Source organism: Mesorhizobium sp. BE184, from assembly GCF_031457045.1.
Taxonomy (GTDB): Bacteria; Pseudomonadota; Alphaproteobacteria; order Rhizobiales; family Rhizobiaceae; genus Mesorhizobium.
Window position 1 is genome coordinate 213,674 of the sequence record NZ_JAVDVU010000003.1, and the last position, 22,488, is coordinate 236,161.

General features: G+C 62.2%; 22 protein-coding genes and 1 tRNA gene. 9 read left to right on the forward strand and 14 right to left on the reverse strand.

Annotation, left to right across the window (positions count from 1 at the left end; all coding sequences use genetic code 11):
• Positions 1-165 precede the first annotated feature (165 nt).
• From J2X35_RS14685 to J2X35_RS14695, 3 genes are read right to left on the reverse strand one after another with little or no spacing between them, the layout of a single operon-like run.
• The gene (locus J2X35_RS14685) at positions 166-1,062 is read right to left on the reverse strand and encodes a transporter associated domain-containing protein (protein ID WP_310186838.1); all 897 of its coding nucleotides are present in this window, start codon (positions 1,060-1,062) and stop codon (positions 166-168) included.
• Positions 1,059-2,201, reverse strand: coding sequence for a 3-dehydroquinate synthase (aroB, locus tag J2X35_RS14690; RefSeq protein WP_310186840.1), 1,143 nt, complete (start codon positions 2,199-2,201; stop codon positions 1,059-1,061). Before aroB ends, J2X35_RS14685 begins: the two co-directional genes overlap by 4 nt.
• A complete protein-coding gene (locus J2X35_RS14695) occupies positions 2,194-2,799 on the reverse strand; it encodes a shikimate kinase (protein ID WP_310188685.1) in 606 nt (201 codons plus the stop codon). The genes aroB and J2X35_RS14695 overlap by 8 nt, the downstream gene beginning before the upstream one ends.
• 163 nt (positions 2,800-2,962) lie before the next feature.
• Here J2X35_RS14695 and J2X35_RS14700 point away from each other — a divergent pair, with 163 nt between their 5' ends.
• The 5 genes from J2X35_RS14700 (at position 2,963) to J2X35_RS14720 (ending at position 6,974) form a co-directional block, all read left to right on the forward strand.
• Positions 2,963-3,112 carry a histidine kinase gene (locus tag J2X35_RS14700; RefSeq protein WP_310186842.1) on the forward strand — a complete coding sequence of 50 codons (150 nt, stop codon included), beginning with the start codon at positions 2,963-2,965 and terminating at the stop codon, positions 3,110-3,112.
• Positions 3,109-4,023, forward strand: a complete 915-nt coding sequence (locus tag J2X35_RS14705; protein ID WP_310186843.1) for a site-specific tyrosine recombinase XerD — start codon at positions 3,109-3,111, stop codon at positions 4,021-4,023. Before J2X35_RS14700 ends, J2X35_RS14705 begins: the two co-directional genes overlap by 4 nt.
• Positions 4,024-4,120: 97 nt before the next feature.
• Complete coding sequence (locus J2X35_RS14710; RefSeq protein ID WP_056112210.1) at positions 4,121-5,071, forward strand: acetyl-CoA carboxylase carboxyltransferase subunit alpha; 951 nt, start codon at positions 4,121-4,123, stop codon at positions 5,069-5,071.
• A gap of 362 nt (positions 5,072-5,433) precedes the next feature.
• On the forward strand, positions 5,434-6,729 hold the full coding sequence (locus J2X35_RS14715) for a murein L,D-transpeptidase family protein (protein WP_310186844.1): 1,296 nt from the start codon (positions 5,434-5,436) through the stop codon (positions 6,727-6,729).
• An 8-nt stretch (positions 6,730-6,737) separates the two neighbouring features.
• Positions 6,738-6,974 carry a sulfurtransferase TusA family protein gene (locus J2X35_RS14720; RefSeq protein ID WP_310186846.1) on the forward strand — a complete coding sequence of 79 codons (237 nt, stop codon included), beginning with the start codon at positions 6,738-6,740 and terminating at the stop codon, positions 6,972-6,974.
• Positions 6,975-7,012: 38 nt separating this feature from the next.
• Here J2X35_RS14720 and J2X35_RS14725 read toward each other — a convergent pair whose 3' ends face one another.
• Both J2X35_RS14725 and J2X35_RS14730 read right to left on the reverse strand, forming a co-directional pair.
• Positions 7,013-8,119 carry a GTP-binding protein gene (locus J2X35_RS14725; protein WP_310186849.1) on the reverse strand — a complete coding sequence of 369 codons (1,107 nt, stop codon included), beginning with the start codon at positions 8,117-8,119 and terminating at the stop codon, positions 7,013-7,015.
• Between the two features lie 3 nt (positions 8,120-8,122).
• Complete coding sequence (locus J2X35_RS14730) at positions 8,123-9,304, reverse strand: D-alanyl-D-alanine carboxypeptidase family protein (protein ID WP_310186851.1); 1,182 nt, start codon at positions 9,302-9,304, stop codon at positions 8,123-8,125.
• A gap of 191 nt (positions 9,305-9,495) precedes the next feature.
• Between J2X35_RS14730 and J2X35_RS14735 the strand changes: the two genes are divergently transcribed.
• The 3 genes from J2X35_RS14735 to J2X35_RS14745 all read left to right on the forward strand — a co-directional run bounded on the left by J2X35_RS14735 (position 9,496) and on the right by J2X35_RS14745 (position 12,897).
• Positions 9,496-10,659: a M20 aminoacylase family protein gene (locus J2X35_RS14735; protein WP_310186853.1), complete on the forward strand. Its 1,164-nt coding sequence runs from the start codon at positions 9,496-9,498 to the stop codon at positions 10,657-10,659.
• A 95-nt stretch (positions 10,660-10,754) separates the two neighbouring features.
• Positions 10,755-10,831, forward strand: a tRNA-Arg gene (locus J2X35_RS14740).
• 590 nt (positions 10,832-11,421) lie between these two features.
• Positions 11,422-12,897, forward strand: coding sequence for a protein adenylyltransferase SelO family protein (locus J2X35_RS14745; protein ID WP_310188687.1), 1,476 nt, complete (start codon positions 11,422-11,424; stop codon positions 12,895-12,897).
• A gap of 330 nt (positions 12,898-13,227) precedes the next feature.
• On the opposite strand, the gene J2X35_RS14750 is transcribed toward J2X35_RS14745, so the two are convergent.
• From J2X35_RS14750 to J2X35_RS14790, 9 genes are all read right to left on the reverse strand, one after another.
• Entirely contained in the window at positions 13,228-13,956 is a 729-nt protein-coding gene (locus J2X35_RS14750) for an SDR family oxidoreductase (RefSeq protein ID WP_310188690.1), read from the reverse strand.
• A 24-nt stretch (positions 13,957-13,980) separates the two neighbouring features.
• Complete coding sequence (locus J2X35_RS14755) at positions 13,981-14,709, reverse strand: SDR family oxidoreductase (protein WP_310186855.1); 729 nt, start codon at positions 14,707-14,709, stop codon at positions 13,981-13,983.
• A gap of 26 nt (positions 14,710-14,735) precedes the next feature.
• Positions 14,736-15,806 carry a sn-glycerol-3-phosphate ABC transporter ATP-binding protein UgpC gene (locus tag J2X35_RS14760; RefSeq protein ID WP_310186856.1) on the reverse strand — a complete coding sequence of 357 codons (1,071 nt, stop codon included), beginning with the start codon at positions 15,804-15,806 and terminating at the stop codon, positions 14,736-14,738.
• Positions 15,807-15,873: 67 nt separating this feature from the next.
• The gene (locus J2X35_RS14765; RefSeq protein WP_310186858.1) at positions 15,874-16,644 is read right to left on the reverse strand and encodes an SDR family oxidoreductase; all 771 of its coding nucleotides are present in this window, start codon (positions 16,642-16,644) and stop codon (positions 15,874-15,876) included.
• 1 nt (position 16,645) lies between these two features.
• A complete protein-coding gene (locus J2X35_RS14770; RefSeq protein WP_310186860.1) occupies positions 16,646-17,686 on the reverse strand; it encodes an NAD(P)-dependent alcohol dehydrogenase in 1,041 nt (346 codons plus the stop codon).
• A 4-nt stretch (positions 17,687-17,690) separates the two neighbouring features.
• On the reverse strand, positions 17,691-17,894 hold the full coding sequence (locus J2X35_RS14775; protein WP_405023228.1) for a DUF2160 family membrane protein: 204 nt from the start codon (positions 17,892-17,894) through the stop codon (positions 17,691-17,693).
• A gap of 4 nt (positions 17,895-17,898) precedes the next feature.
• Complete coding sequence (locus tag J2X35_RS14780; protein WP_056112183.1) at positions 17,899-18,732, reverse strand: carbohydrate ABC transporter permease; 834 nt, start codon at positions 18,730-18,732, stop codon at positions 17,899-17,901.
• Positions 18,729-19,607, reverse strand: a complete 879-nt coding sequence (locus J2X35_RS14785; RefSeq protein ID WP_056112180.1) for a carbohydrate ABC transporter permease — start codon at positions 19,605-19,607, stop codon at positions 18,729-18,731. The genes J2X35_RS14780 and J2X35_RS14785 overlap by 4 nt, the downstream gene beginning before the upstream one ends.
• A gap of 142 nt (positions 19,608-19,749) precedes the next feature.
• Positions 19,750-21,180, reverse strand: a complete 1,431-nt coding sequence (locus tag J2X35_RS14790) for an extracellular solute-binding protein (protein WP_056112178.1) — start codon at positions 21,178-21,180, stop codon at positions 19,750-19,752.
• A 245-nt stretch (positions 21,181-21,425) separates the two neighbouring features.
• Here J2X35_RS14790 and J2X35_RS14795 point away from each other — a divergent pair, with 245 nt between their 5' ends.
• On the forward strand, positions 21,426-22,355 hold the full coding sequence (locus J2X35_RS14795; protein ID WP_310186862.1) for an AraC family transcriptional regulator: 930 nt from the start codon (positions 21,426-21,428) through the stop codon (positions 22,353-22,355).
• The last annotated feature ends 133 nt before the right edge of the window (positions 22,356-22,488 follow it).

Here is a 22,488-nt window from a genome sequence, read left to right on the forward strand (position 1 = left end):
TTGCAAGCCGAGTGCGATTCGGCCTCGTAAAACCCATCTGGAAATTTCCCATACCGAGATGGACGATACCAGAAACTCGCCCTTCTGAGCCCCATTTCTCCTGCGCTCAGTCCGGAAGATGGGGTGAGAGGTGACCATGGCCAATGACCAGGGTCATATCCGCCGTCATGTCGCCTCGACCGGCCTGATCCGCAGTCTGGCGATGCGGTTCTTGTCGCGTTTCATAACCACGAAACGCTTTCCGTGAAAGGTGAAGGCCTGCCGCTCTTCCGGGATCGATTGGGTCTCATGAATGACGAGGCCGGCGATGGTTGTCGCTTCCTCGTCCGGCAGGTTCCAGCCCAAGGCCCTGTTGAGGTCGCGGATCGACACGGCGCCGTCGACCACGACCGACCCGTCCGCTTCCTGCTTGACGCCCTGCATGTCGATATCGTGCTCGTCGGCGATGTCGCCGACGATTTCCTCGATGATGTCCTCCAGCGTCACCAGCCCTTCGACCTCGCCGTATTCGTCGACGACGATGGCGAAATGCGCCTTGCGGCGCAGGAAGGCGTTGAGCTGTTCCTGCAGGGTCGTCGTGTCGGGCACGAACCACGGTTTCGCGGCGATCTTCATAACGTCGATCTGCGAAAAATCGTTGCCGACCTCATTCAGCGCGCGCAGCAAGTCCTTGGCATGAAGAATACCGACAATGTTGTCGAGCGAACCCTTCCACAGCGGCATGCGCGTGTGCGGGCTTTGGAGGATTTCCCGCACCACCGCCTCCGGCGCATCGTCAGCGTTGACCGAGCGCATATTGGTGCGGTGGACCATGACGTCGGACACTTCCAGGTCGGCCAGTTCGAACCAGTCGTCGAGTCGGGCCCTGCCAGGCCCTGTCATCTGGCCATTGGCGCGGTTCTCCTCGCCGCTCTGTGTGTCCTGATGCGATGACGCATTCGGCAACAGGACGTATCCTGCCCTTGCGGCCAGTCTTCTGTGCAGGACAACGGCCAGCAAGCCGAAAGCCGCCAGGATACCGGCGACGAGCCAGCCGGCGGTGGACCAGCCGGTAGCGCTCATGCGGGGTGGCTTTCCTTCAGGAAGGCCAGCACCTCTGAGGCCGGTACGTCCTTGGCGACGAAGGCTTGGCCGACGCCGTGAGTGAGGATGAAGGTGAGGGTGCCGCGGCTGACCTTCTTGTCCTGCGTGATGAAATCGAGCAGTGCTTCCGCACCGGGAAGCTCGCCGGGGATATCGGCCATGCGCCAGGGCAGGCCGACAGCCTGCAGGTGTGCCTCGACGCGCGCCGCATCGTCTGGGCTGGCGAGGTTCATGCGGGCCGAAAAGCGGTGCGCCAGCGCCATGCCGATAGCGACGCCTTCGCCATGGACGAGCCGCGCGCCGTCATATTGCACGGCCCCTTCCAGGGCGTGTCCGAAGGTGTGGCCGAGATTGAGCAGCGCGCGATCACCCAGCTCGAATTCGTCGCGCGCCACCACGTCGGCCTTGGCGCGGCAGGATTGCGCGATCGCCTCGATGCGCGCAGCGCCGCCAGCGAAAACGTCGCGCCAGTTCTTCTCCAGCCATACAAAGAAATCGGGCCGGTCGATGAGGCCGTATTTGGCGACTTCGGCATAGCCGGCGCGGAATTCTCGCAAGGGCAGCGTGTCGAGGACGTCCGTGTCGGCCAGCACCAGCTTCGGCTGGTGGAAGACGCCGACAAGATTCTTCCCGCGCGGGCTGTTGATCCCTGTCTTGCCGCCGACGGAGGAATCGACCTGCGCCAGCAGCGAGGTTGGCATCTGCACGAAATTCATGCCACGGCGCACAATGCCGGCGGCGAAACCAGCCAGATCGCCGACCACGCCGCCGCCCAGCGCGACCACGCTGTCGCGACGCTCCAGCCGCGCGGCCAGAATGCCATCGACGACATCCTGAAGATGAGCAAAGCTCTTGGTCTTTTCACCCGGCGGCAGCGTGATGATGGTGGAGGCGACGCCGCCTCGATCCAGGCCAGCCTGCAAGGTGGCAAGATGCGCGGTAGCGACATTTTCATCGGTGACGATGGCGGCGCGCGTCCCCGGCAGACGCTGGGCGATTTCCTCTCCGGCACGATCCAGCAGGCCGGGGCCGATGAGGATATCGTAGCCGCGATCCCCCAGTCCGACCTCGACGACGACAGGGGCATCGATGGCCCTGTTTCGAGCGGCATCATTCATGGGTAGCTACTCCGGCATCGGTGACGGGCAGATGGCGTTCAAGCGCTTCGATCACCTCGGCGGCAATGACTTCCTTGCGTTCGTCGCGCGTCGGCACGGTGATGTCGGCATGGGCATAGATCGGGTAGCGGTCCTTCATCAACTGCTCCAGCACGGCGCGCGGATTGTCGCTCTTCAGCAGCGGCCGGTTCTGCTTCTTCGACACCCGCTCCATGAGCAGATCGACATCGGCCTTGAGCCATACCGAGATGCCCTGGGCGGCGATCGCTTCCCGTGTTTGCGCATTCATGAAGGCGCCGCCGCCGGTCGACAGCACCTGCGGTCCGGTCTCCAGCAACCGCAGGATGACGCGCTGCTCGAGAGCGCGGAATTCGGGCTCGCCATAGCGCTCGAACAGTTCCGGAATGGTCATGCGCGATACGGTTTCGATCTCGTGGTCGCTGTCGATGAAGGGCAGCGAAAGCGTTCCCGCGACCTTGCGGCCGATCGCCGTCTTGCCGGCGCCCATCAGGCCCACGAACACGACCGAACGCACGCCCAGCCTCGCGACCAGGGCGGGGCGCTCGTCGTGGGACTGGTTTGCCGTCTGCGCATTCATTTCGAAATCGACCTTGGGGGCCTCATCGGGGCGTATCGACATGAAAAGACCGTTTGCGTCAAGCGCGGGCCGGCCGTCGCGCCGCGGCATTGCCCTTGAAATGGCGGATTTGGCGTCTCATAACGGGACGGGGTCTGAAAACGAAGACGGGCACATAAAAAGCATGCCGACACTGTTCCGCTTTGTCGTGACGCTCGCAGTTCTGGCCGGCGTCGTCTACGGCGCCATGTTTGCGCTCGTCATGTTCGTGCAGCCGAAGCAGGCGGAACTGACGGTCCGCATTCCCGCCGAAAAGCTCAATCCCAAACCATGAACAACGCGGCCCGCATCGAAGCTTTCCTCGAAATGATGAGCGCCGAGCGGGGCGCTGCGGAAAACACGCTGGCCAGCTATCGCCGCGACCTCGACGATGCGGCGGGGGAGATCGCCAATCTCGCGAATGCATCGTCCGCCGATCTGCGCGCATATCTCGACAGCATCGCCGCGCGGGGCTTCGCGCCGACCTCGCAGGCGCGCAAACTCTCGGCGCTGCGGCAGTTCTTTAAGTTCCTCTACGCCGAGGGTCTGCGCGCCGACGACCCGACTGGAACGCTGGACAGCCCGCGCAAGGGACGGCCGCTGCCCAAGACCATGGGCGAGGCGGAGACGGGCCGGCTGCTGGACCGGGCAGCGCTGGAAGCTGGCGATCCATCCCAGGGCGGCGGCGACGATTTGTCGGCCCTGCGGCTGCATGCGCTGGTCGAAGTGCTCTATGCGACCGGCCTGCGCGTTTCCGAGCTGGTCGGCCTGCCAGTGACGGTGGCGCAGCGCGACGACCGCTTCTTCATGGTGCGCGGCAAGGGCGACAAGGAACGCATGGTGCCGCTTTCGGCCAAGGCGCGCACGGCGATGAAGGCGTGGCTGGCGGCGCGCAAGCGCGTGCCGGCTTTTTCCAGCAGCACTTTCCTTTTTCCCGCAGCTTCGGACAGCGGCTTCCTGCCCCGGCAGGTGTTCGCCCGCGAACTCAAGGGCCTGGCCGCGCGTGCCGGCATTTCCGCTGCCAAAATCTCCCCACATGTGCTGCGTCACGCCTTTGCCAGCCATCTCTTGCAGAACGGAGCGGACTTGCGGGCAGTGCAGCAACTGCTCGGCCACGCGGACATATCGACGACGCAAATCTATACGCATGTGCTGGAAGAACGGCTCATGCGGCTGGTCAGCGAACATCATCCGCTTGCCGACTAGCCGCACTGCCGCTATGTGAAAGCCACGTTTCTCCGGTCGGAAACGGTTTTTTGACGTTTCCGCAGTCTTTTCATCCGGCGCATCGGTACCCTCACGAATGTACAACTATCTCGATTTCGAAAAGCCGGTCCAAGACCTCGACGGCAAAATCATTGAGCTGAAGAAGCTGGCCGAGAGCGGCGAGGCGGTCGATGTGGCCGACGAGATCGCGCGGCTGGAAAAGCGGTCGCTGGATGCCTTGCGCGATGCCTACAAGGCGCTGACGCCGTGGCAGAAGGTGCAGGTGGCGCGCCATCCCGACAGGCCCCACTGCTTCGATTACATCAAGGGCCTGTTCACCGATTTCACGCCGCTGGCGGGCGACCGCAATTTCGGCGAGGACCAGGCGCTTGTCGGCGGCTTTGCCCGTTTCAGGGGCGAGTCCGTGGCAATCCTCGGCCAGGAAAAAGGCTCGGACACGGCCAGCCGCCTCAAGCACAATTTCGGCTCCGTGCGCCCGGAAGGTTACCGCAAGGCGGTCCGGTTGATGGAACTGGCCGACCGGTACAAGATCCCGCTCATCACCCTGGTGGATACGGCGGGCGCCTATCCGGGCGTCGGCGCCGAGGAGCGCGGTCAGGCGGAAGCCATCGCCCGCTCGACCTCCGCCTGCCTTGGCCTGAAGGTGCCGTCGGTATCGATCATCATCGGCGAGGGCGGCTCGGGTGGCGCCATCGCCATCGCCACCGCCAATCGCGTCTACATGCTGGAGCACGCGATCTATTCGGTGATCTCGCCGGAGGGCGCCGCCTCGATCCTGTGGCGGGATACGACGCGTTCGCGCGACGCCGCGACCAACATGAAGATCACCGCTCAGGACCTGTTCGACCTCAAGATCATCGACGGGATCGTGCCGGAGCCGCTGGGCGGGGCGCATCGGGCACCGGAAAAGGTCATCGCGACGACCCGGGAGCTGCTCAACAAGACGATGCAGGAGTTCGCCGGCGCCAACACCGATTTCCGCGAGCAGCGCCGCGAGAAGTATCTCGCCATGGGCAGAAGCCTGTAGAAGGTGCGTCCTTCGAGGCTCGCTTCGCTCGCACCTCAGGAGGAGGGGCGTTATTGCGAGCCTCGAGAGGAGAAGCGAACATACTTCCTTCATCCTGAGTTGCGAGCCGGCAATAGCGTGAGAATGCTTGCTGTAATAATGGTCCGAGGAGTCTGAGGGCGAGCCTCGAAGGACGCACAATGTGTCAAGACCCCTCGCTTTTGCCACAAAATTGCCGCCGCTTTGGACAATGACATTGCCGTGAGGAAACGCGGGCTCAGCTTGCGGTAACAGATTTTCAAGGTTAACGGGCTTAGGGTCCGTCGATGTTCATGAAGCAGCCGCGGCAGACCGTGGCGCCAAGAAGGACGATACCGGGACTCATGTTCGCCAAGCTTGTCCGTACCGGATTTCTGATCGCTGCCGTCGGCATCGCCGGCTGCACCAACTCTTCCGTCAGCGATTTCGCGCCTCAGCACGCCAACAAGCAGTTGCCGGAGAAAATCCTGGCTTCGATGCGGGCCAAGAGCATGAATCGCAATGCTCCGATCATGGCGCGCGTTTTCAAGGAAGAAAACGCGGTCGAGATCTGGAAGCAGAAGACCAACGGCCGTTACGATATCATCGCGACGTACCAGATCTGCAAATGGTCGGGCAAACTGGGGCCGAAATACACCGAAGGCGACCGCCAGGCGCCAGAAGGCTTCTATACGGTGCGGCCTTCGCAGATGAATCCGAAGTCCAGCTACCATCTGGCCTTCAACATCGGCTTCCCCAATGCCTATGACCGCGCCAATGGGCGCACCGGCGCCAATCTGATGGTGCATGGCGCCTGCTCGTCGTCGGGCTGCTATTCGATGACCGACCCGCAGATCGAGGAAATCTATGCTTTCGGCCGCGACGCCTTCCAGGGCGGCCAGACCGAGTTTCAGATCCAGGCTTTCCCGTTCCGGATGACCGCCGCGAACATGGCGCGCTACCGCAACGATCCGAACTATGAGTTCTGGAAGATGCTCAAGGTCGGCTACGATAATTTCGAAATCACCAAGGTGCCGCCGAAGGTCGATGTCTGCGAGAAGCGCTACGTGTTCAACCAGGTCGCTCCCGCGGGTTCGACCTTCAACCCGACCGGGGCCTGTCCGGCCAGCACGCAGCCCGATTCGCTGAAGGTCGCCTACAGCGAATATCAGAGCAAATACGACGCCGCCTTCGCCAGCGCCATGAACGGCGGCACGCCGGCGCCGAAGCCGACCATCGCCGGCATCAAGGAAGCCAGTATCGTTTCCGACTGGACGCGCAAGCGGGCCCGTGGCGAGCGTGTTCCGCTGGACCCGCCTTCGCTGAACTCCGATGGCAGTGTCTCTGTCTCGTCGCGTATGGGCCGTATCGATTCGCCCGCCGGTCGCAAGATGGCGGCGCTGGATGCCGAGAAGGCTGCCAAGGAAAAGGCCGAGCGCGAGAAGGCCGAGGCGGTCGCCGCGGCCAAGGCCGCGAAGGAAGCCGCCAAGGCACAGGCCGTTGCCGATGCCGACGCGCGCAAGAAGGCTGCCGAAGCGCCGGTACAAACCGCCACCATTCCGGCCGAGGCAGCGCTGCCTGCCGAAACGCAGACCGCGCAGAGCGAGCCAGGCACGGCCGCCAAGCTGAAGAAGCGCCTGCTCGGCATGTTCGGCGGCTGAGGGCGGCTTTGCCCGCAAGCAATCCCGCCGTTTACGATTTGAAGGGTCTGAATTGCCCGTTGCCGGTTCTCAAGGCGCGCAAGCGCCTTGCCGCCATGAGGCCGGGCAGCCGGCTATGGCTTGAGACGACCGACCCGCTCGCTGTCCTGGATATCCCCGCGTTTATCACAGACGACGGCCATAGGCTGGTCGAGACGGCGGCCATGGAAGGCGGACATCGGTTTCTAGTGGAACGGGGAAAGTAGATGCGGCTCGAATCTTCCCAAAGGGGAGGGTGAACGGCTCACCGCCCCGCGATCGCAAGTGGATTGTCCAGCAAGGCGGCCCGGTCGGGCGTATCCACGGCGGGCTGGTTGGTCAATGCCGCGAACAGGCGCTGAACGTAGTCGGGCGGCATATCCAGCGTGATGAGGACAAGCCGTGTGCCGCGCTGGGCGTCCGGCCATTGCGGCAGCCTGGCCGGCGGGTGCAGGGTTTTCTGAACGCCATGGATGACCAGCGGCCGCGACGGATCGTCGGCAAGCTCGATGACGCCCTTCATGCGCAGCAGCCTGTCGCCTTGCGTCGAGCGCAGCAGGTCGAGGAACATGCCGATGGCGGAGAACGGCACCGGCCCGTCATGAACCAGCGAGTGCGTTTGTATCCGCGAATCGTGCGGGTGGTCGTGCCCGTGCGAACCATGGTCGTGCCCGTCGTGAGCATGGTCGTGGTCATGATCATGATCGGCGGCTTCGCCAAGCCAGCGCCGCACATCGGCGCTCTTGGTCGCCGGGTTGTAAAGGCCGCAATCCAGCAGTGAAACGGCATTGGCTTCGTCCGCGCCGATGACATTGGCGCCTGGGTTCAACTGCGACAGCCTGGATTTCAGGGCTTCCAGCGCGTTCGGATCGGGTTCCATATCCGTCTTGGTGAGGACGAGCCGGTCGGCCACGGCAACCTGCTTGACCGCTTCGATATGGGAATCCAGCGTCGCCTCGCCATTGACGGCGTCGACCAGGGTGATGACGCCGTCAAGCCGGAGGGCCTGCACCAGCGCCGGATGAGCCATGATCGACTGCAGCACCGGCGCCGGGTCCGCCAGGCCGGTGGTTTCGATGACGATGCGGGAGAGCTTGGCGATGCGGCCCGTCTGGAGCCGATCGACGAGGTCGGCCAGCGTATCGACCAGTTCGCCCCGCACCGTGCAGCAAAGGCAGCCGTCGGAAAGCTGGATGATGCCGTCTGACACCTGCTCGACCAGGAGATGGTCGATGGCGACGTCGCCATATTCGTTGATGATGACGGCGGTATCGGAAAGCGCCGGGTCTTTCAGAAGACGGTTGAGCAGCGTCGTCTTGCCGGCGCCAAGAAAGCCGGTCAGCACCGATACGGGGATCGGAAACGGGGCCATGGGCTAGTACAGTCCGCGCAGCGCCGGTTTGGCGTCGGCCTGCTCCCCACGCGCGGCGGCGGTCACGCCCGGAATAACAGGCTCGGCGCCGGGCGGCGGCGGCAGATCGGGCCGCCAGATCGGAAGCGGCACGTCGGCATATTCATTGCCGGCCTGGTCGAGCATTGCCTTGGGCACCGGCCCGGTCGCGCCGCCGATGGCGACAGCCACCAGCGTCGGATGCTGCAGCTTCTGCTGATATGGCGATTTCGGCGCGTCCTTGTCGCCCATGGCGACAGCCTCCGACTGTTCCTCGACCGGCTTCTTTTCACAAATCTCGGACCGCATATCGTTGACCGATGTCGTGTCGCCATAGGTCTGCAGCGTGGCCACCGTGGTGGTGCCCGAGGTTGGAACGGCGAAGCCGACATCCAGCATGCGGGCGGCGGCTTCGGCGCGGCTGACCGCCGATTGCTCGCCGAGGATCACCGCCACCAGCGTGCGACCATTGCGGGTGGCCGAACCGATCTGGTTGAAGCCGGAGGAACAGACAAAGCCTGTCTTCATGCCGTCGGCGCCCGGATAGCGGCCGACCAGAAGATTGTAGTTCGGGATCGTCTTCTTGCCGAAGGCGAGGCCTTCGATCGAGAACCAGGGGTTGTACTGCGGGAAATCCCGGCGCAGCGCCGTGACCAAAAGCGCGAGGTCGCGCGCGGTGGTGTACTGCTCGGGCGAGAACAGCCCGTTGGGATTGACGAAATGCGTGCCGTCCATACCCAGCCGTTTCGCTTCGGCATTCATGCGCGCTGCAAATGCCGGCTGCGAACCGCCGAGGTTCTCGGCGATGGCCATGGCGATGTCGTTCGCCGATTTGACCAGCATGATCTTCAGCGCAGTGTCGAGGCGCAGGACGGTTCCCGGCTTGAGCCCCATCTTGGACGGCGGCTCGGCGGCGGCGTGTTTGGTCATCTTGATGGGCGAATCAACTTTCACCTCGCCGCTTTCGATGGCGCGGAAGGTGACATAGGCGGTCATCAGCTTCGACAGCGACGCCGGATACCAGCGCTTGAAGGCGTCGGTGTGCGAAATGACCTGCCCGCTCTTGAGGTCGAAGAGGATAGACGGATTGGCCAGCGCCGGACCGGCCACGGCCAAAAACGCCGCTATGGCGGCAGCCATGGACTTGAAGGAACGCCTGTAGTTCATCATGAAATCCGAAATCGCTCTTGCCGTAGTTACCCTGGGCTCCGTAAGATTTGGCCACGGATCATCGTTGGCGTCCTCCTGGCCGTCATACCGGTGCTATTTAGCCTATGTGACGTCAACATGGCAAAGTGCCGGGTGATCACGATTGAGATGTTGCGGGCCGAACGGCCTGCCGAACAGCGAGTGTAGAGATGCCTGTCCTGAACCGCGCCGCCGAAATGCAGGAAGAAATCGCAGGATGGCGGCGTCATCTGCACCAGTCGCCCGAGCTGGGCTTCGATGTTTTCGAGACGGCTGCCTTCGTTGAGGAGAAGCTGAAGGCGTTCGGCTGCGACGATGTGGTCACGGGCCTCGGCAAGACCGGCGTCGTCGGGCTCATCAGGGGCCGGCGCGGCGATGGGGCGACCGTTGGCCTGCGCGCCGACATGGATGCGCTGCCGATCAACGAGATTACCGGAAAGCCCTATGCCTCGACCGTTCCGGGCAAGATGCACGCCTGCGGCCATGACGGCCATGTCGCGATGCTGCTTGGAGCCGCCAAGTATCTCGCCGAGACCCGCAATTTCTCCGGCGCGGTGGCGGTGATCTTCCAGCCGGCCGAAGAAGGCGGCGGCGGCGGCAATGAAATGGTCAAGGACGGCCTGATGGACCGGTTCGGGATCCACAAGGTGTTTGGCATGCACAACATGCCCGGCCTGCCGGTCGGCCAGTTCGCGATCCGCCCGGGCGCGGTGATGGCTGCGACGGCCGAGTTCACGATCACGGTCAGGGGGCGGGGCGGCCATGCCGCCATGCCGAACGGCACGATTGACCCGATCGTCGCCGCCAGCCAGTTGGTCGGCGCATTGCAGACGATCGCGTCCCGCACGGTCGATCCCATCGAGTCCGTCGTCGTGTCGGTGACGAAGTTCCATGCCGGCGACGCCTACAACGTCATTCCCGAGACGGCCGAGATCGCCGGCACGGTGCGGACCTTGAAGAAGGAGATCGCCAAGACGGCGCAGCAGCGGATGCGTGACATCTGCGTCGGCATCGCCGCCGCCTTCGGCGCGACGATCGACGTGCAATACAATGACAACTATCCCGTCACCTTCAACCACCCGGAAGAGACGGTCTTCGCCGGCGACATCGCGGCGACGGTCGCGGGCGATGCGCAGGTGCACCGCGAAATCCAGCCGCTGATGGGCGGCGAGGATTTTTCCTACATGCTGGAAGCGCGGCCGGGCGCCTTCATCTTCGTCGGCAACGGTCCGTCGGCCGGGCTGCATCACCCCGCCTACGACTTCAACGACGAGGCGATCCCGCATGGCGTCAGTTACTGGGTCAAGCTGGCCGAGACGGCGCTGGCCGCCTGAGGGCCGACCGGTCTACCAGCGCGTCGGTCAGGGCACACAGTCTGGGGCAGCCGGTCTTGGCGAAGCATCAAGAAGCGGCTATGTGTGCGCCGCGTGGTCCCGTAGCTCAGTAGGATAGAGCGGCAGATTCCTAATCTGTAGGTCGCAGGTTCGATTCCTGCCGGGATCACCAAGATTTTCATTTCCTTTCAATAGTTTGTGCCTTGCTTCTTTTCGAAGGAGCGGAGCTCCTCTGTCGGATCGATGACGCGACAGCGGAAGAACGTAGGGACACCTTACGGTAGCCAAGTTGGAACTAGGGTCTAGCAGGCAACAATCAAACACCACTGGAATGCCTTGAGAGGTGTCGATCTACTATGAAATTTCCAGGAGGTCCTCGGGCAGGATCGCTTCCTTCTGGCGGGCAGGGGCTGCATGGCTATTGCGGATGCCGGCCATGACGATGGGCTGTCGATGAAGCTGTCAGCCTGTTGAAAGCAGGTGGCCGGTGGCGGCCAATTTTCCCTGAAGTCGTGTATAGAGCCGACCGAGACAGTAGAGCTTTGGACCTTCGTGCGGAAGAACGGCGGCGAGTGGAAGCTCTCCGCTTTCCAGGAGGCCGACGCCTAACGCGCCTGATCTCCCGCTTCGGCCGGCAATCGCACGCGATCAGGGCTATCGGTCAAAGGACCGCCCGCAGCCGCTGGACCTTAACAGGAGTTGCTGGCCACCGGCCTGCGGCATGCCTATGTAGGTGGTATCGCGAACCAGCCCCAGGATGTCATGCGCAGCGCCCGGTTCCAGCACAGTTATGCCTCTGACCTCCCGGAGCGGCTTTATGCGCGCACTGACCCCTCTCCGGTGTCAGCGCCCCGCCTCCTTGAGTTGAACGAAAAGCTCGCGGCCGAACTCGGTCTCGACGCGGACTGGCTACGCACTTTCGACGGTATCGAACTGCTGGCAGGCAATCGCTTTCCCGCTGGCGTACGTCCGATCGCGCAGGCTTATGCAGGCCACCAATTCGGTAATTTCGTGCCGCAGCTTGGAGACGGTCGCGCCCTCCTGGTGGGAGAATTGCTCGATGCAAACGGCCGCCTGCGCGACCTTCAGTTGAAGGGGTCCGGTCCAACCCGATTCTCACGCAATGGGGACGGACGCGCAGCGCTTGGCCCGATGATGCGCGAGTACATCGTCAGCGAGGCGATGTACTCACTCGGGATTCCCACCACGCGAACCCTGTCGCTGATCGCCACTGGTGATGAGGTCTATCGCGAAACCAAGCTACCGGGCGCGCTCATAGGACGCGTTGCAGCCAGCCATATCCGCATCGGCACATTTCAGTTCCTTGCCGCGCGGGACGACATCTCCGGCCTCAGGGCATTGGCCGACTATGCAATCGCGCGGCACTACCCGCATCTGGCGGATACACCGAATCCCTATGTCGGTCTCCTCGACGCCGTGGTCGCGGCACAGGCGAAGCTCGTCGCACAGTGGATGCTGGTCGGCTTCATCCATGGCGTTCTCAACACCGATAACGTGGCGATTTCCGGGGAGACGATCGATTATGGTCCATGCGCGTTCATGGATGCCTATCATCCGGCCACTGTTTTCAGTTCCATCGACCGTCAGGGCCGCTACGCCTATGTCAACCAGCCCCGCATCACAGTTTGGAACCTGGCACGGCTGGCCGAAGCGCTGCTGCCGATCCTGAGCCATGGCGCAAGTGGAGGCGACGAAGGCTTCGAGAACGCAAAAGCCGCGATCGGATCCTTCCAGGCGCGCTACGAGGCAGCGTTTCATGAAGGCGTCCGGCACAAGATCGGACTGTTTTCCGAAGAGCCGGGCGACCTTGACCTTGCCGCCGAACTGCTCGAACTGATGGCGCACAACGGTGCCGATTTCACCCTTACATTTCGCGATCTCGCCCATGAGACAGATGGTCCCGGGCCAGTACGCAACCACTTTATCGACCCCACGGCCTTTGACGACTGGGCGACGCGCTGGCGCCAACGGCTGGCACACGACCCGGAAAAAGCAGCTGACCGCGCCGTACGGATGCGCGCCGTCAACCCAAAATTTATAGCGCGCAATCACCGCGTCGAAGCGGCCATCGCTGGTGCGTCCGAGGGCAATTTTGGTCCGTTCCGGAGCTTGCTCACCGTCTTGGCCCGGCCGTTCGACGAGCAGCCCGAGGTGGAGGAATATGCGCAGCCGCCCGCTCACGAAGAGCGCGTGCTGCAGACGTTTTGCGGAACGTAACCCTTGCAACTATTGATGCAGGTCAGAATGGGCGGGTGTGGAACGGCAGCGTGTTGCGAATCACGGCCACAACCGGACGTGGTGAAATCGGTCCGGCAACGTCGTTCCAGTTCTCGACCAACGCCCGGGAGCCCATGGAGGTGAAAGTCGGGCGAGGATAGCTGCCTCGGTGCGGTCGATGGACGCGGGTTTCGTCGCTGTCTGCGCCGATGTAGCGGACAGTCCGCTCCCGGCCCCAACTCTGCCGGCGTGTATCCTTTTGCTACCAGCCGGGCGGGAGGTCCTGTCAGGATGGAAAGTAGAACGTCCGCGTTGGGGCGGCCATCCTACCTACACGTCGAAGTTTGTCGGCAGAACGATCATGTCCCGGATCGTGACGTTTCGCGGGCGGGTCAGCATGAAGATGATGGCGTCGGAGACCTCTGAAGGATCGATCAGGCTGCCATTGGCTTTTGCCTTGGCGAGGTTTTCGGCAGGCCAGTCGGCCAGAAGCGCGGATACGACCGGGCCGGGGGAGACCTGGCTGACCCTGATGCCATGTTTGTTCAGCTGCCGGCGCATGATCTGGACGAAGCTGGTGATCGCCCATTTGGAGCTTGAATAAACCGGCTCCCAATGGATTGGAGCGTGGCCGGCGACCGAACATGTGACCAAAATGTCCCCGGTCCCACGCTCGATCATATGGGGAACAATGTCGCGGACATTCTTCATGACGGCATTCACATTGAGATTGAGCATCCGATCGATTGTCGCCGTATCGGTGTCGACAAGATCGCCGCCGATGTAGGACCCGGCATTGCAGTGAAAGATGTCGATGTGATCGACCTTCGCCAGAATTTCCGGGACCATGGCAGCACAACTTGCGGCGTCGAGAAGATCGGTGACCTGTGCGACCACAGCGGGTCCGATCTCGGCGGAAAGCTTGTCCAGCGCCTCGCTGTTGTAGTCCACCATGACAACCTTCGCACCGGCGTCGACCAGGGCCCGGGTCGTCGCCAGCCCGATGCCGGACGCTGCGCCGGTTACCGCGGCGATCTTTCCTTCAAGTGGTTTGGTCATCATCTTGTCTCGCCTTTTGATTTTTCAGACAGCAAGGAAGCCACCGTCAACGGGCAGGACCGCCCCATTGATCATCGGCGCATCCTCGGAAAGGAGCAGTGAAATCGACCGCGCGACATCGTCGACCGCTGCGAAGCGCGCCATCGGGTGGCGCACAATCATCGGGTCACGCTTGGAAGGCTCGGACCATGCCTGGGCGGCAAGCTCGGTCATGGTAACGGTGGGCGCCACGGCATTGACCCGGATCCCGTAGGCACCGAGTTCCTTGGCCATGACGCGTGTCGCACCCTCCAGCCCCGCTTTTGAGGCGGCATAGGCCACGTGATCCACGAAACCGCGATGGCCGGCAATCGATGTCACATTGACGATCGCGCCGCCGCCGCCGATTGTAAGGCGAGCCCGCGCGAACTCCTGGGCACAGATCAGCGCGGCGCGCAAATTGATGCCCAGCACCTGCTCATAGCCCTCTTCCGTCATCTCTAGAACGCTTTCGAGCACGTTGGTTCCCGCGCAATTGATCAGCGCGTCTGCCAACCCTGCCTTCGTCATGGCGGCTCGTGCTGCTGCATTGTCAGCAAGATCGACAGATATTGTGGCTGCGCCGAATTTTGCCGCCAGGTCATCCAGGTCGCCCTGCGAACGGGACAAGGCGACTATTCTTGCTCCACGATGGGTCAGAAGTTCGACGCAAGCGCGGCCGATGCCCTTGCCGGCGCCGGTTACGATGACCGTTTTTCCTGTAAAATCGGACACAAGTTGATCCTTCCGATGCCGGTTGCTCAGGGTGCAATCCGTTGGCCGGTTTGCCTGTCGAACACGTGAGCCGCGACCGGATCGACCTCGAGTCGAATCTGGTCGCCCGGCTTTATTGCGTGGCGCTCGCGAAAGGCGCACAAGACCCGCTTGCCCGCCAGTTGGGCAGCCACGAGGATTTCGGCCCCGGTTGGCTCGATCAACTCGACGATCGCCGGCACGCCCGTATCGCCCTTCGACAGGCTCCACTGGTCGGGACGAATCCCGTAAATCACCTCCTGGCCGCTCTTGGCCCGCGTTCCTGATGGAAGCGGCAGGGCCAATCCGTCGGCCAGTCGTGCTGTCTTGAGCGAGACATCGATGGCGGCCGGTAGCATGTTCATCGCCGGCGATCCGATGAAGCCGGCGACAAAGGTGTTTGCAGGTTTGTCGTAGAGCTCCAGTGGCGCACCGATCTGCTCCACCTTGCCGTCGCGCAGCACGACGATGCGATCCGCCATCGTCATGGCTTCGATCTGGTCGTGCGTGACATAGACGGACGTAGCGCCGAGGCGCTGGTGGAGAGCTTTGATCTCCGAACGCATGTCGACGCGCAACGCCGCGTCCAGGTTCGACAGCGGCTCGTCGAAAAAGAACGCCTTGGGACTGCGAACCATCGCCCGCCCCATCGCGACGCGCTGCCGCTGGCCGCCGGAGAGCGCCTTCGGATATCGGTCGAGATAGGCCGTCAGCCGCAGCATCTCGGCAGCCTTGTCGACCTTGGCGTTGCGAGACGTCAGGGTCTCGCCGCGCAGCTTCAGCGCGAAGGCCATGTTCTCCCGCACGGTCATGTGCGGATAAAGCGCATAGTTCTGGAACACCATCGCCACGTCACGATCCCTGGCGGCGATATTGTCGACCCGATTGCCGCCCAGTTTGATCGTACCGCTGCTAATCTCCTCGAGGCCGGCGAGCGATCGCAAAAGCGTGGACTTGCCGCAACCGGAAGGACCGACCAGGACGAGAAATTCACCGTCGGCTATTTCGAACGAGATGTTGCGCAGTGCATGATAGGAGCCGTAGTGCTTATCGACCTGGTCGAGTTCGATTGTGGCCATGGTTCAATCCTCAGTCAGCTGTGACGGTGTATCCGCCGTGCAGTCGGCACGGGTTGGACGTTCAACTTCACCACGATGTGTATCCGGCATCCGCAACGACGATGCTGCCGGTCATAAGGCTGGCGGCATCGGAGGCCAGGAACAGGACGACAGAGGCAATTTCTTCGACCTCGCCCATGCGCTTCATCGGCGTCATGTCCAACCAGTCCTTGTCCCATCCGGTCTTGTCGGCGGCGTTCTTCGTCATGTCGGTCGCGATATAGGTGGGCGCAACCGCGTTAACGCGCACGCCCCGCTCGGCCCATTCGGCCGCGAGCGATTTCGTCAGCATGTGGACGGCACCCTTCGAGGCATTGTAGCTCGCTTGCGGCTGCGGCCGGTTGGCGATGATGCCGGACATCGAGCCGATATTGACGATCGAGCCCTTGCCCGCCTTCAGCATCAGGTTGGCGAAGGCGCGATTGCTCCAGAACACGCCGTTGAGGTTGACGTTTGTGACCTTCAGCCAGTCCGCATCCGACATCTCCTCGGCCGGGCTGTGCGAAGAAATGCCGGCATTGGCGACCAGGATATCGACGCGACCCAGCCTGGCTGCGATGCTGGCCGCCACCTGGCCGGTTTCGTCGGGGTCAGTGACGTCGAGACGACGAAATTCGACCTTGCGGCCCATCGCGGCGAGGTTCGAAACCGCCGCCTGGCCGAGCTTCTCGTCGAGGTCGGTCAGCACGACATGAGCGCCGGCTTCCGACAGTGCGTCGGCGCACGCATAGCCGATGTTGCGGCCGGCGCCGGTGACAACTGCGACCCTTCCGCTCAAATCGAATTTCCGCAGGTACATGCTACCTCCCGAGCTCGATCTGGATTTTCACGGAGGACGGCTTGGGCCGCACGGCGTAGTCGAACGCTGCGACCGAATCCTCGAAGGCGTAGGTGTCGGTAATCAGTGCATCCACGTTGATCTGGTTCGAGCCCAGCAGCGCGACGATGCGCGGGTAGACATGGGCGTAGCGGAACACGTTCTCGAGGCGCAGTTCCTTGGTCTGCGCGACGACGATGTCGAGCGGCACCGGCTTCAATGGCATGCCGACGAAGACGATGGCGCCACCCGGCGATGCGTGATTGACCGTGTCGGCGATGACCTCCGCGGCGCCCGAGCATTCCAGGACGACATCGACGCCCCATCCGTCGGTCTCGCGGGCGATGACCGACTTAAGATCCTGCGACCGGACATTGACGGTCGAGATGGCTGGGCCGAGCTTGCGCGCCACGGCCAGCTTGTCATCGACGACATCGGTCACGATCACCTTGGCGCAACCGGCCGACAGCGCCGCTATCGCGGTCACCATGCCGATCGGTCCAGCCCCGGTAACCAGCGCGATCGCACCCGGCGTCAGCCTTGCCTTGGAGATCGCCTGAAAACCGACGGCCAGCGGCTCGACCATGGCGCCGGCGGCATAGGAGACATTGTCCGGCAGCTTGAAGGTGAAGGCTGCCGGGTGAATGACGCTTGGCCGCAGCACGCCATGGATCGGCGGGGTCGCCCAGAAGCGGACAGCGGGATCGAGATTGTAGAGACCAAGCCGCGATGCCCGGCTTTGTGGGTCGGGAATGCCAGGCTCCATGCAGACCCGGTCGCCAACCTTCAGGTTCTGGACCGCGCTGCCGACCTCTTCGATGACGCCCGCGGCTTCATGCCCCAGGATCATCGGCTCACGCACGACGAACGGTCCAATCGCTCCGTGGGTGTAGTAGTGGACGTCGGATCCACAGACGCCGACCGTCTTGATGGCGATCCGCACATCGCTCGGCCCCAGCGTCTCCTTCGGGTCGAGGTCGCGAATGGTCAGTTCGCCTTTGCGTTCGAGAACGAGCGATCTCATGTCTTCAGCCCTTGCGGATAATGAACGCGGCCAGCGCGAGACAAAGGATTGTCGCGACCCACAGGGGCAACACGCCTTCGACGAAACGCATCCACAGGAGATGCACCAGGATCAGGATGACGACGGAGATGAAGCCGCGGTCGAATCCGTTGGTCCTGATCGGCAGGAAGCCATCGCGTTCGGGCTTTTGCGGTTGAACGCCAGCCATCATCTTATCCTTTCAAGGCGCCGAATGTCAGGCCGGTGACAATGTGCTTCTGGACAAAGCCCAGTACGATCAGAGCCGGGAGCGTTGTCAGGAACGCCATCGCGGCCATTTCGCCCCAGTTCGTTCCGGTGACCGAGACATATTCCGCCAGCGCGGTGGTCACCGTGCGGGCCGAGGATGATGACGTCAGGGTGGCCGCGAACAGATATTCGTTCCACGCGAATATCCAGGTCAGGATAAACGTCACGGCCAGGCCCGGCCGCGCCAGCGGCAGGATCAGCTGGAACAGGATCTGGCTCGTCGTCGCACCATCCACGCGTGCTGCCTCGTCAAGCTCGGGCGGAATGCCGTCGAGCATTCCCTTCAGCAGCCAGATGGCAAAGGGCAGATTGAAGACGCAGTAGAGCAGGATCAGGCCGATCTTGGTGTCGAACAGCATGAAGTCGCCGAAGACGAACCATTTGGTGAACAGCAAAAAGAGCGGCAGCAGGAACACCGCGGGCGGAGCCATGCGGTTGGTGATCAGCCAGAAGAAGACATTGTCGCCGCCGGCGATCTTGTAACGCGACAGTCCGAAGGCGGCGAGCAGGCCGAGCGTACAGACCAGCGCGGCGTTCGATGTCGCGACGATCATTGAGTTCCACAGGTAGTGCAGGAAGGTGGAGTTGCCGAGAACCGCGCGGAAATTGTCCCAGTAGAAATCGTCGATGACGAACGACTTCGAATAGAGTTTTACGCGCGGACGCATGGAGACGACCAGCATCCACCAGACCGGAAGCAGCGTCAGAATGCTGAGGCCGATCCATAGCAGCGTTGAACCTAACCCGAGCCGTCTCATTGTGCGCCTCCCTTGCGGCCCGTCATGGCGACGAACAGCAGCCAACTCAGCACGATCGTTACGTAAAGCGTCAAAAGCGACATGGCCGCGCCATAGCCGTAGTCGGTCTTGGGAAAGACGTTGATCCAGATATGCAGGCCGATGAAGCGCGTCGCCTCGGCGGGGCCGCCCTTGGTCAGCATCCAGATTTCGTCGACCGAGCGCAGCGCATCCATCAGGCGTATGAAGACCGTGGTCAGCAAGACCGGCTTCAGCATCGGCACGATGACGTACCAGAAGATCTGCAGCTTGTTGCCGCCGTCGATCTGCGCCTGCTCGAGCGGCTCCTTCGGCAGGGCCGTCAAGCCGGCCATCAAAGACAAGGTGACGAACGGGGTCCAGTGCCAGATGTCCATCAGGATTGCCGTGCCGAATGCGTGATAGGCGTTGGTCGAGATGTTGTAGTCGATCCCGAACCAAAGCTTCATGTAGTGTGGAAGGATGCCGAGGCCTGGGACGCAAAGCAGCCGCCAGGTGGCGCCGACGGCGATCGGCGCGACAACGATCGGCAGCGTGTGGATGGTGCGGAAGAACTGCCGGCCGGGCAGCCGGTCAGCCATCAGTGCACGGGCGAGCACGTAGCCCAATAACAGCTCACTGACGACGACGATGAATGCGAAGACCAGCGTGCGCGTCAGGGAGTTCAGGAACGTCGGGTCGAAAACCAGGCTGCGATAGTTCTGCAGACCGGCCCAGCGCAAACCTGGATCGACGGCGTTGGTATTCCAGTCGAAGAAACCGACATAGAGAATGTAGAGGAAGGGAACGAACCCGACCACGAACAGGATCAGCGAGGCTGGTGCGAGAAACAGCCATCCAACATTGGATTGTCTCATGGGGCGCTCCGTCAGGTCGTTCTTGCAGGTCGTTCTGAGGCGTCGTCGCGGACCAGTGAAATTCGCGGGCTGCTGGCCGCGATCGGTGAGAGGGGCGGCCGCCTCGCTGGAGGCGACCGCCAACCGCCGGGAGGTGCGGTCTTTACTTGCGGTAGCCGAGCTTTTGAAGTTCGGCTTCGGCAGCGGCGGCGGCCTGGTCGAGTGCCTCGTCCGGCTTGATCTCGCCGACGATCGCCTTGTAGATGAAGGGTGCTGCGACCTGCAGGACCTGAGCGTGGAACGGGTAGGGCGGTGCACCGGCAAAGAGCTTGCCGTCTTCACGCATCAGCGAATAGTAGCCGTTCATCGCCTTGTCCTGCTCGACGATCTTGGGATCGTCGTAGGTCGAGTTCATGACGATGCGCGAACCGGCCAGCGCCCAGTCGGTCTGCACCGAAGGCTGCCCGATATACTGCAGGAACAGCAGTGCTGCGTCCTTGTTCTTGGACGAGTGCGGGATGCCGAACGCGCCGCCATCGTAGTAGCCGATATATCCCTTGCCGGCCTCGGCTGCTTCCATCACGCCCGGCTCGACCGGAGGCAGCGCCACGCCGACCTTGCCGACGACGGTCGACTTGTTGGCGTCGGTTGCGATCCAGGCCGCGTTCTCGCCATAGACCAGGCCTTGGGCTGCGCGGCCGGCGGCAAACGAACCGGCCACTTCGTCCCATGTCGATGAGGTCGATTCCGGCGGCGCGTATTGCAGCAGGCCGACCCAGTAGTTCAATGCCTTCTTGGCTGCATCGGAGTTCATCTGGCCGCCATTGGCAACCGAGGCGGCGAAGGTCGTGCCGTCAATGCCCCAATTGTAGACGCCGAAGGTCGGAGCGATCGATTCAAAGAACTCGTAGAAGGAGGCCGGATGGCTCGATGCCGCCTGGACGGTCGAACCCCACAGTTCCTTGTCCTTGCCGTATTCGGTGAAGAACTTGGCGATCTGGGTGTATTCCTCATGGGTCGTCGCCGGCTTCAAATCCGCGCCGGTGGCATCCTTGTACGCCTTCTGGATCGCCGGATCGTCAAACAGATCCTTGCGGTAGAGGTATGGCTTGATGAATGCTTCCATCGGGACGCCCATGACGTCGCCCGATTTCGGATCCTTGAAGTAGTTCAAGAAGGTGGTGAAATTGTCCGGCTTGAAGTCCGGCGAAGCGATCTTCGGATTGTCGGCCAGCGACTTCGTGATATCGACCAGGAAGTTGCGGGCGAGATAGGTGTAGACGATATCCTGTTCGATATAGACGAAGTCATAGATGCCGGTGTTGGCTTCCATGTCCTTGATCGCCTTGTCGTACATCTGGTCCCAGGACGTGGCCTCGAACTCGACCTTGATGCCGGTCTCTGCCGTGAACTTCGGGCCGAGGACCTGCTCGACATATTTCGACGCGGGCGTCGATTCCGAAATGCCGCGGATGGTGGCGCCCTGAAGCGGCTGCGCGGCCGTCTTCCACCAGGAATCCTGGGCAAGCGCGGTCGAGTTCAATAGGCCAAGCGCGATGAAGCCGGCGCCCGCGGCTTTGACGAAACTGTTCACTGTTCTCCTCCATCTGATCGCAAGAATTGGTCCGGCCAGGCGGCTCTTAATTCTCCTCCGAGACGCCGAGCGGTCCCTAAGATTTGTGGAAATAAAGCGTAGACACAAGCGCGGGCGTTGCATCATACTGATACTATTATGCGTGAGAGGCCGCGTTTGCGCATGAATTTTGTGTGCATTGCACAATAAATTGTCGATCGGTGGCGCGGCATCATGCCGTTAACCAATACGGGAGAGCGCCCGCCTTGTCCGTGATTTCGCCGACCGCTGCGCGATTTGAATATGTTCTGACCGGCGCCGACGAGACGTTTCTATGGCGCCGGGACGACTATCCGTGGGAGCGCAACGTCTGGAATTTCCACCCGGAGGTAGAAATCCACTATATCGCCAATGCCAGTGGTATCTTGCTTGCCGGTGATCATGTCGGCGCGTTCGGCCCGGGCCATATTTCGATCATCGGCAGCAATCTGCCACACGACTGGGTCACGCCTCTCGGACCGGATGAGCGTATCCCCGGACGCGACATCGTCATCCAGTTTTTGCCAGCCAAGCTTGAGCAGGCATCGGTCTTCCTGCCGGAACTGGCTGGGTTTCGCGAGTTCCTGACCCATGCTCAGCGAGGACTGGCCTTGAAAGGCCAGGCGCGCGCTGAGGCGGAAGCGCTGATACTCGACATGGAGTTTCAGACGGGCCCGTTGCGGCTTTCTACCTTCCTGTCGCTGCTGTCGTTGATGCGAGGGACCGAGGACTATGATGTCCTGTCGTCGGAAGCCTATATACCGGACCTGAGGTATGGTTCGCTGGAAGCCTTGCAAAAGGTCTTCGCGCATATCTTCGCCAATCTTTCGGAAGATATCCGGTTGCCTGACATGGCGAAAATGGCAGGCATGAGCGACAGCGCGTTCTCGCGCTTCTTCAAAAAGAACAGCGGTCACAGCTTCACCGACCACGTCAACAAGCTGCGCATCTGGAAGGCCAGCCAGTTGCTGGCCGAAACGGATCTGCCGATAACGGACATCTGCTTTGAGGCGGGCTATCGCAATCTGTCGAATTTCAACCGGGTGTTCTTGCGCCATCACAACATGACGCCATCAAGATACCGGAAACTGTCTACAAACCGCAGAGCCGATCCATTGCCTCAGACCGCAACCGATCAGGCAAGTGGCGGCGAGTAACCGCTGTCAGGGGCTTGCTTGTACACAATTGATCCGGCTCTGAACGGATAAACCACTAGGGCCGGTCGGTGAAGATCGACGAAGCAGGCTCGATGAACAGGCTGCTGCGCTGGTATCTCGCCAGGGGGAACAA